Genomic DNA, 11,411 nt, shown 5'->3' with positions numbered 1-11,411 from the left:
ATATAGAAGCTTACATGGCTGACTTACTAATTTCGCCCTGTCTTCCCTAGAGCAACATTGAAGCCTGTTCTTTGGGTTTTACCAATTCAATTAAATAATCCTCTAAAGGCAGCACTTTGAGCCAGAAAGAGGTATGTCAGTTTAAGGTCAGCTGTATTTAAGTGGATTTTTAAATTAAGATACCCACAAAAACTGCTCAAACCCTTGTTCCGCCAGGAGTGAGGGTGAGATTAATTTTGCCACTATTGTTTGTATGCATCTGAATTACCTGAAGTATGATAATGACTAAATTTATCAATAATTTTCAAGAAATTCTCTCTCACTGTGCAACTATTGTTGATATTCTGCGCGATCGCAGTTTCCAGATGCCGGTGCAGTATTAAAACAAAATTTTCCATTCATCTTGAGGAGTATCTTAAACGATACTCAAGCATTTGTTTACTAACTTCAGTAGCATTAAAAGTCAAAATATGGAGTTTATACGCATTTTTCACAAGTTAAGCGTTCGCAATCGTAAAACATACTTAAGGATGATCTTTAATTTTGCAGAGAAATAAAATGCTTTTATCGAGTGAGAAAAGCAAATTCGTAATGGAGGTAAATAAAAGTGGCTAATTTGCAAGAAAATCAAGAATATAAGGAATCTTTTCAAAATGAGCAAATATTATTGCCTGATTCGGATAATATAAAGATAAAAATATTTTTTCTACTACTCAAATCATTAATTTTTTTGTTTCCTAAAAGTAATGTTCAGAGATTTGAAAAGTCTCTAAAATTTTATTTGGGGCTGATAAACATTGATGATTGTAATCCACAACAAAAACCAACATTGTTTTTATATCTTGGTCTTCCTTCAAAACCTTGGTATGAGCCTGATGATTACGAAGTTTTCAAAATAGTGACAAATACACTTGAAGAAGGTGCTAAAGATATAAAAAGTGAGTTATTAATGAATATCCATAATAAAAATAATTTCACTCCAGTCATTGATCCAAGTGATGATCCAATTCATCTATTGGGAACTGACATTGAACTACCTGCATCTCACAAAAAAGATGACTGGTCACTATTTAGATTGTGGTTAGATGGTAAATTTACTCAAGAAGCTAGATATTTATTTCCAAAAACTGTAAATATTTTGTCTAAGCTGAAATCCTTTATAGATCCTTTTGAAGATGTTTACTTTCTTGTTTTAAAACCAGGAGTTGTCTTACCTCCACACCATGATGCTTCAAATGCTTATATTACCTGTCAGTTGGGATTAATAATTCCAGAAAATTGTGGAATTAGAGTTGGAAGTGAAACGCGGAGTTGGACTGAAGGGAAAACTTTATTTTTTGACCAGAGCTTTGAGCATGAAGCCTGGAATAAAAGTCAGAAAGAACGAGTAGTTCTGTTAGTGCATTTACGTCACCCAGAATTGTCAAATTTGGAAAATTTTTTATATGAGTTTGTCTGTAAGTCATTATCACTTTGACTTCCTAATTTCGCCCTATCTTCACTAGAGCAATAGAGGTCTTTTCAAGAGTTTTCCCAATCAATTGAATTAAATAATTCTGTAAAAACATCACCTTGAGTAAGAAAGAGGTATGTGTGTTTAAGGTTTGCTATATTAAGTGGATTTTTAAATTAAGATACCCACAAAAACTGCTTAAACCCTTGTTCAGCCAAGAGTTAGTGTGAAATTAATTTTGCCACTATTGTTTATGTGCATCTGATTACCTGAAGCATAATAATGACTCAATTTAGCAATAACTTTCAAGAAATGCCCCCTCAGTATGCGACTATCATTGATATTCTGCGCGATCGCAGTTGCAATATACCTGGCACACAAGCCTTTACTTTCCTTGAAGATGGAGAGACTCAGGAATTAACGCTGACTTACCATGAATTGGATCGGCGCAGTCGGGCTGTAGCAGCTCAACTCCAAGCTCTTGGTTTGAGTGGGAAACGTGCCATATTGCTCTATCCTCCTGGACTGGATTACCTAATAGCATTTTTCGGTTGTCTATATGCTGGGGTAGTAGCGATTCCAGCTTATCCGCCTTCCAATCAACGTAAAACGCCCAGAATACAAGCTATTAGCATAGATGCACAGGCAAGTATTGCTCTCACCACAACAGCAATGCTCCCCACATTACAATCAATACTCACACTCCTAACAAAGCAGGGGAATTTTCACTGGCTGACAACTGACAACATAGCACAGGGTATAGAAGATTCTTGGCAACAACCTGCAATCAATCAGGATACCCTAGCATTTTTGCAATACACATCAGGTTCTACAGGTATACCAAAGGGAGTCATGCTCAGTCATGGCAATCTGCTGCACAACGCCGCCGTAACCTACCAAATGATGGAACATTCGCCTAGCAGTAAGTTTGTATCCTGGCTACCTATTTACCATGATATGGGTTTGATTGGTGGGATTTTGCAACCTTTGTATGGTGGTTTTCCTTGCGTCTTAATGTCCCCAACATCTTTTCTGCAAAGACCTTATCGCTGGTTGCAAGCAATTTCTCGCTACAAAGGTACAACGAGTGGTGGCCCCAACTTTGCCTATGAACTATGTGTTCAAAGGATTACTCAAGAGCAAAAAGAAACTCTCGACTTAAGTAGTTGGAGTGTTGCGTTTAACGGTGCTGAACCAGTCCGACAAGATACTCTTGAGCTATTTGCAACTACCTTTGCTGAGTGTGGCTTTCGTCAGGAAGCATTCTACCCCTGTTACGGCATGGCGGAAGCAACTTTGATAGTTTCTGGTGGGATCAAAACAGCCTTAGCTCAGGTAAAAACTGTAGAGAAATCTGCACTCTCACAGAACCAGATAGTCGAAGCAACTACCGAAAATCAAAATATCCAAAGCTTTGTCAGTTGTGGTGAAACTATTCCTCAACAGCAGATTGTCATTGTTAATCCTGAAACATTAACTCGCTGTTCATCAGATGAAGTTGGGGAAATCTGGGTATCTGGACTAAGTGTAGGTCAGGGTTACTGGAATCGAACAGAAGAAACAGAGCAAACATTCCACGCCTATCTGAAAGACACAAAAGAAGGGCCGTTTTTACGGACTGGTGACTTAGGCTTTTTGGCCAATGGTGAGCTTTTCATTACAGGTAGAGCAAAAGATTTAATTATTATTCGCGGTCGCAATCTTTACCCGCAAGATATCGAATTAACCGCCCAAGGCAGCCATCCATCCTTACGTTCCGGTGCTAATGCAGCATTTACAGTAGAGGTTAACAACGAAGAAAGGCTCGTAGTTGTACAAGAATTAGAGTTTCGCGCCAAGCCAAATTTAGCAGAAGTAGCTAGTGCAATTCGGCAATCAATTACTGAAGAACATGAAGTACAAGTTTATGGTGTGGTTTTAATTAAACCAGGTACTATACCTAAAACTTCTAGCGGTAAGATTCAACGTCGTGGAACTCGCGCTCAGTTTGAGAATGGTGAACTAAATGTCGTTGAAAGTGACATTCTCAAGATTAGTGATATTGCCAGAAACGAAACTAAATTACAACGTTCTGAACTTTTGGCGCTTTCCCCAAGAGAGTGTCAACCGATTCTAGAATCTTATTTAATTGAACTTTTGGCGGGAGTACTTTCCATCGCACCGGATGATATTAATCCACAAGAACCATTAAGCACGCTGGGACTTGATTCTTTAAAAGTATTTGAGTTGAAAAACCGGATTGAGGTTGATTTAGAGGTAGAAGTATCCGTAGCAGACTTTTTTGAAGGAATGAGTACGCGATCGCTTGTCACGAAGATTCTAGCTCAAATAGCAGCAGACGCAATACCATCAATATCCCTTACCCAACTAGAAAAAACTACATCTACTCAGCCTCTATCTTATGCCCAGCAGGGATTGTGGTTTATCAATCAGCTAAATCCTGATACTTCTACATATAATATTCCTATAGTTATTAGCTTACAAGGTTGTATTAATTTAGTAGCTTTACAAGATAGTCTGAACGAAATTATTCAACGACACGAAGTATTACGCACAAGCTTTACAATAATTGATGGACAACCAGCCCAAGTGGTAAATCAAGCTGTACCCTTAACTTTGGCGGTTGAAGATTTGCATTCCCTTTCTGATAGTGAATGCACTCAAGAAGCACAACGTTTGGCTATGGAATTAGCACAGGAGCCTTTTGACTTATCCTGTCAATCGCTTTTGCGTGCTAAAATTTTATTTTTAAATGATAGTAATTATCAATTGTTGGTGACTTTGCATCATATAATTGCAGATGGTTGGTCTATTGGTATTCTGATTAAAGAACTAGCTGCACTATACGAAGCATTTTCTACAGGCAAACTCTTACCACTTCCTAAACTACCCATTCAGTATAGAGATTTTGTTAATTGGCAACGACAATGGCTTGATACCAAACGCATTCAACCGTTATTGACCTATTGGAAACAAAAATTGAGTGGGGAGCTAACTGTATTAAATTTACCAACTGACCGGGTGCGTAGAAGCTTTGCTTCTTGTCGTCAGACATCGCTAGTTCAAACCTTCAAAGGTGGTCAAATGAAATTAGTTCTTTCTCAAACTCTGACAAAAGAGCTAAAGAATTTGAGCCGTCAAGAGGGAGTAACTCTGTTTATGACCTTGCTTACAGCTTTCAAATCCTTGCTGTATCGTTACACAGGTCAGACTGATATTGTAGTAGGTTCGCCAATTGCTAGTCGTAACAGAGCAGAAACTGAATCATTAATCGGATTTTTTGTCAATGTTTTAGTACTGCGTACAGACCTTTCTGGCGACTTGAGTTTTCAGGAGTTATTAGAGCGGGTGAAGTCAACAGCTTTAGAAGCATACATTCATCAAGACTTACCTTTTGAAAAGTTAGTAGAGGAGTTACAGCCAACCAGAGACTTGAGTTATAACCCACTGTTTCAGGTGATGTTCGTTCTTCAGAATATGCCAAAACCCGATTTAAGCCTATCGGATGTATCGATTACTTATGAAGAAGGTTACAACGGGACATCAAAGTTTGATTTGACATTGTTTATGGAGGATTCCGAGCAAGGGTTGGTTACAACTTGCGAGTACAACACAGATTTATTCAATGCAGACACTATTACCCGCATGCTTGGACACTTCCAGACTGTGTTAGAAAGCATAGTTAGCGATGTCTACGACGAGCTTCGCTTACCCCAACAACGCATTGCCGATTTGCAATTACTCACGCCATCGGAAGTACAGCAGTTATTTGAGTGGAATGATACCAAGACAGACTATTCACAAGATAATTGCATTCATGAGTTATTTGAGGCACAGGTAGAAAAAACACCCGATGCGATCGCAGCCGTCTTTGAAGACCAAAAATTGACCTACGGGGAACTGAACGCCAACGCGAATCAATTGGCACATCATTTGCGATTGTTGGGAGTAAAACCAGAAGTATTGGTGGGGATTTGTGTAGAGCGATCGCTCTCTATGGTTATCGGATTATTAGCCATCCTGAAAGCAGGTGGTGCATACATCCCACTAGACCCTAGTTATCCTCAAGAGCGATTGGCTTATATGTTAGAAGACTCTCAACCAAGCGTGTTGTTAACCCAACAGCACTTAGTAGAAAGTCTATCAACTCACAAAGCTAAAGTAGTTTACATTGATGGCAACTGGGGACTAAGTGTCGGTCAAAACACAAGAAATACTGCGTGCAACATTACTTGTGATAACCTTGCTTACGTCATCTATACCTCCGGTTCTACAGGTAAACCAAAAGGTGCAATGAATACCCATCGGGGAATTTGCAATCGCTTACTGTGGATGCAGGATGCTTACCAATTAACAGCAGCAGATAGTGTATTGCAAAAAACTCCTTTTAGCTTCGATGTATCTGTATGGGAATTTTTCTGGCCGTTGATCGCAGGTGCGCGTTTAGTTATTGCTCAACCAGAAGGGCATCGAGATCCTAACTATTTAGTTAACTTAATCACAGAGCAGCAAATTACAACCTTACATTTTGTACCATCAATGCTACAAGTGTTTTTGGAAGCAAAAGGTTTGGAAAAATGCCAGTCTCTGGTGCGGGTGATTGCAAGCGGTGAAGCATTGTCTGCTCAACTTCAACAACGCTTTTTTAATCGACTTGATGCCCAACTCCATAATCTTTACGGCCCAACAGAAGCAGCTGTAGATGTAACTTTTTGGGAATGTAAAGATTGTGTTACCAACCAAAAGATTGTTCCCATCGGTCGTCCAATTGCGAATATTCAAATCTATCTGCTTGATAAATATCTTAACCCTGTTGCTATCGGTGTAACGGGTGAAGTTTATATTGGTGGGGTGGGAGTAGGTAGAGGTTACTTAAACCGTCCCGAATTGACAGCAGAAAAATTTATCCCTAACCCTTTCAGCAATGAAGCAGCAGCGCGTCTGTATAAAACTGGGGATTTAGCCCGGTATTTACCAAATGGAGAAATAGAGTACATTGGTCGTATTGACTATCAAGTAAAAATCCGTGGTTTCCGCATTGAATTGGGAGAAATTGAAGCGGTAATTACTCAACACCCCGCAGCCCGAGAAACTGTAGTTTTAGTACGCGATGATTCAGTAGATTTTCAACGAATAGTTGCTTATGTAGTTCCTCAAAAAGAACAAATACTGACAACTTTTGAACTCCGCGACTTTTTGGAGTCAAAGTTGCCAAGTTACATGATACCAGGGGCTTTTATCATATTAGAAGCACTACCGCTTACGCCGAATGGTAAGGTTGACCGAAAAGCGCTACCTATTCCTGAATTAACACAGATATCATCATCTAATATTATTCTTCCTTCCACACCAATTGAGAATTTATTAGCAGGTATTTGGGCAGAAATACTTGGTATTGAAAAAGTAGGTATTGATAATAATTTCTTTGAATTAGGTGGTCATTCTTTAATCGCCACTCGCGTAATTTCCCGAATTCGGCAAGTGTTTCAAGTAGAGCTTCCTTTAGGTTATTTATTTGAAAAACCAACAATAGCAGGGCTAGCAAAAGAAATTGAAAAAGCGATTAAGATAGACTCAGCAGATGAGGTAACGAATATTGAGCGGATTGTGCGATCGCCAGAGTTACCACTATCATTTGCTCAACAACGGTTATGGTTTCTAGCCCAATTAGAACCAAATAGTCCCTTCTACAATATGCCTGCTGCTGTTCGCTTAAAGGGACAATTGAATGTAGAGGCACTACAACAAAGTTTTAACCAGATTATCAACCGTCATGGAGCCCTACGAACCAATTTTCAAACACTAGAAGGGCAAGCGATCGCTGTCATCCATGAGGTAATGTCATTAACATTATCAGTATTCGATATTAGCGAGCTACCTTTAAACCAACAAGAAGCCGAAGTCAAAAAACAGACTTCTCAAGAAGCACAGAAACCTTTTGATCTCAACGGCGACTTGCTGCTGAGAGTGAAACTATTACGTCTTGGTCAACAAGAACACATACTATTATTGACAATGCACCACATCGTCTCTGACGGTTGGTCAATAGATGTACTCGTGAGGGAGTTAGCGACACTTTATCAAGCTTTCTGTGATGGACAACCGTCACCGTTACCTGAACTACCAATACAGTATGTAGACTTCGCGGCTTGGCAACGACAATGGTTGCAAGGAAACATACTCAAAACTCAGACATCTTACTGGCTCAAGCAGTTAAAGAACGCGCCAAAAGTATTAGAGTTACCTACTGATTATCCCAGACCAGTAATTCAAACCTTCCGGGGTTCAACCTACTCATTCAAGCTATCTGATAAACTCTCTTTTGCCTTAAACAAATTCAGCCAGCAACAGGGAAGTACCTTATTTATGACCCTGTTGGCAGCTTTCCAAACATTGCTATGGCGTTACACAGGCAGCGAAGATATTGTGGTCGGTTCGCCCATCGCTAACCGCAACCGAGCAGAGATAGAAGGGCTAATTGGTTTTTTTGTCAATACTTTAGCACTGCGGACTAACTTCGCAGGAAATCCCAGCTTTGAAGAGTTATTCAAACGGGTGCGAGAAGTAGCTTTAGGAGCTTATGCACACCAGGATTTACCTTTTGAGTTGTTAGTTGAAGAACTGCAACCACAGCGAGACTTGAGTCATACACCACTATTTCAAGTGATGTTTGTACTTCAGAATACGCCGATGTCTGCTTTAGAGTTGCCTGGTTTAACTTTAAGCCCTTTAAAAAGCAATAGTCATACTGCCAAGTTTGATTTGACCCTATATATAACTGAAACAGTTGATGGTTTATTGGGTGATTTAGAATACAATACTGATTTATTCAAGGAAAGTTCTATACAAAGAATGGTGGCGCATTTGCAAACGTTGCTTGAAGGAATTGTTGCTAATTCAAAGCAGCGTTTATCGGAGCTACCAATATTGACAAAATTTGAGCGACATCAGTTGCTTATAGAGTGGAATGATACGGAAGAGGAATATCCTCAACAGCAATGCATTCATCAGTTATTTGAAGCACAAGTAGAAAAAACACCCGATGCTGTGGCGGTGGTATTTGAGGAAGAACAACTTACTTATCAAGAACTGAACAGCAGAGCAAATCAACTAGGGCATCATTTGCGATCGCTGGGAGTAAAACCAGAGGTATTGGTGGGGATTTGTATAGAGCGATCGCTCTCTATGGTCATCGGACTATTAGCCATCCTCAAAGCAGGTGGTGCATACATCCCGCTAGATCCAGCATATCCTCAAGAGCGACTAGCATTTATATTAGAAGATACCCAAGCGCCAGTGTTGCTAACTCAAGCATCCCTTGTAGAGGTAATGCCACAACACAAAGCTCAAGTTGTTTGTTTAGATGTTGATTCGCAGACGATTGCACAAAAAAGCAAAGAAAATTTGTTCTGTGAGTTAACTACTGACAATCTAGCTTATGTTATCTATACCTCTGGTTCAACAGGTAAACCAAAAGGCGTACAAATTCCCCATACTGCTTTGAGCAACTTTTTGTACTCCATGAGGCAAACACCAGGGTTAACCCATGAAGATACCTTACTAGCGGTAACAACATATTCCTTTGATATTGCGGCATTGGAACTTTTTCTACCAATCATAATTGGTGGTTGTTTAGTAATCGCTAGTCGAGAAGTCGCCTCAGATGGAACGCAGTTGTCAGCAAAACTGACAGACTCAAAAGCTACAGTTATGCAAGCCACACCAGCGACTTGGCAACTACTTCTAGCAGCAGGTTGGGATGCTAATAAGCAATTAAAAATTCTCTGTGGTGGAGAAGCTTTACCTGGACAATTAGCCAATCAATTATTGCATCGGTGTGCTTGTTTGTGGAATATGTACGGCCCAACAGAAACCACGATTTGGTCAGCAGCATCTCAGGTAGAAAATGGTAGTACTATTGTACCGATTAGTGGTGCGATCGCAAATACGCAACTTTACATTTTAGACCAATACAGTCAGTTAGTTCCTGTAGGCGTAGCAGGCGAATTGCATATAGGTGGGGAGGGACTCGCGCGAGGCTATTTTAACCGTCCTGACCTGACAGCAGAAAAATTTATTCCCAATCCCTTCAGTAAAAAAGCTGCTCGTCTTTATAAAACAGGGGATTTAGCTCGCTATTTACCAAATGGACAAATCGAGTACATTGGTCGCATTGATAATCAAGTAAAAGTCCGTGGTTTTCGCATTGAACTAGGAGAAATTGAAGCAGTAATCAACCAATACTCCGCAGTCGGAGAAGCTGTAGTGGTAATACGCAAAGATTCAACAAATTCTCAACGAATAGTCGCATATATAGTTCCTCAAAAAGAACAAAGCATAACAATCTCTGAAGTACGTGGCTTTCTAGAGTCAAAGTTGCCAAGCTACATGATGCCAACAAATTTTGTGATGTTAGAGGCACTCCCACTTACACCTAATGGTAAGATTGATCGCAAAGCATTACCCGCACTTGATACAATACGTCCAGAATTTGAAAAAACCTTTGTTGCTCCTCAGACGCTTGTTGAAAAACAGTTAGCGATTATCTGGATGCAAATCCTTGGCTTAGAAAAAATCGGCATAAACGACAACTTTTTTGAGTTAGGCGGACACTCACTCTTAGCTACACGACTTACATCCCGCATTAATAAAACTTTTGAGATAGAGTTACAACTACGCCTACTTTTTGAATTCCCGACAATAGCACAATTAGCCAAAAGCATTGAGGATAAAAAGCTAGCTGCTAAGTCATTTTCACCAATTGAACAAGTTTCACGAGAGATACAATTACCGCTATCTTTTGCTCAAAAAAGGTTGTGGTTTTTGTATAAATTAGATCCTAACTCATGTGTTTACAATGGTTCGACTGCAATACTGCTCCAAGGTTCGCTCAACGTAAAAGCTTTAGAACAAAGCATTAATGAAATAGTGCGAAGACACGAAATATTACGAACATATTTCCAGACGATAGATGGGCAACCAATTCAAATTATTGATCCTGGTTTCAAGATACCTTTACTAATCATAGATTTACAAGATTTACCTAATAATAAACATGAAGCAGACGTAGATAAATTAAGACTAGCAGATTACCAAAAACCATTTGATTTAACTCAACCTCCCTTATTACGCTTAACTCTTTTACGATTAAAGACTAAAGAGTATATCTTGTTGGTGACGATGCATCATATTATCTCTGATGCGTGGTCGGAAGGAGTTTTTATGCGAGAAATGTCAGTACTTTACGAAGCGTTTTCTAATGGTAAGCCTTCACCACTTATAGAGATGAATATCCAGTATGCAGACTTTGCCACTTGGCAACAAAATTGGTTACAGGATGAAGCTTTTGATGCCTTACTTACATATTGGGAAAAGCAATTAGGAGACAAATTACCAGTTTTAGAATTACCTAAAATTCGTCAAACTTCAGAACTTAAAAGCTCTCAAGAGAAGCGGCAAACCTTGAGACTTTCTAAGAAATTATCACAAGCAATTAAGAAGCTAAGTAATAGTCTTGAAATTACATTATTTATGATGCTATTTGGAGCATTTAATGTTTTATTGTATTGGTATACAGGCGACAAAGATATTGTTGTTGGTACTGATATTGCCAATCGTAATAGAATTGAAACAGAAAATTTAATTGGTTTTTTTGTTAATCAGTTGGTATTACGTAGTAACCTATCTGGTAATCCAAGCTTTAGCGAATATTTACAACAAGTACGTAAAGTTTGCTTAGAAGCTTATGCTCACCAAGATTTACCGTTTGAAAAGCTAGTTAGCGCTCTTAATCCCAAAAGAGATTTAAACCAAACTCCTCTATTTCAAGTCAAATTTCTCCTTCAAAATGCTCCCATACATCCTTTAGAGCTTTCAGATTTAACATTGACTCCTTTAAATGATTTAGAAAATGCGATCGCTAGATTTGATCTACTTCTGGAACTAACAGATACAGAGC

The 11,411-nt window shown here is 39.2% G+C and carries 2 protein-coding genes; both read left to right on the top strand.

Features of this window, described 5'->3' with window-relative positions; all coding sequences use genetic code 11:
• Positions 1 to 607 precede the first annotated feature (607 nt).
• Complete coding sequence (locus IQ229_RS01435) at positions 608 to 1,477, top strand: aspartyl/asparaginyl beta-hydroxylase domain-containing protein (protein WP_194040607.1); 870 nt, start codon at positions 608 to 610, stop codon at positions 1,475 to 1,477.
• A 258-nt stretch (positions 1,478 to 1,735) separates the two neighbouring features.
• On the top strand, positions 1,736 to 11,411 hold a 9,676-nt coding region (locus IQ229_RS01430), incomplete at its 3' end, for a non-ribosomal peptide synthetase (protein ID WP_194040605.1).

It is taken from the genome of Nostoc cf. edaphicum LEGE 07299 (assembly GCF_015207245.1).
GTDB classification, from domain to species: Bacteria; Cyanobacteriota; Cyanobacteriia; order Cyanobacteriales; family Nostocaceae; genus Nostoc; species Nostoc edaphicum_B.
The sequence above is the reverse complement of the archived record's forward strand: the minus strand, read 5'-3'. Positions and strand labels throughout refer to the sequence as shown.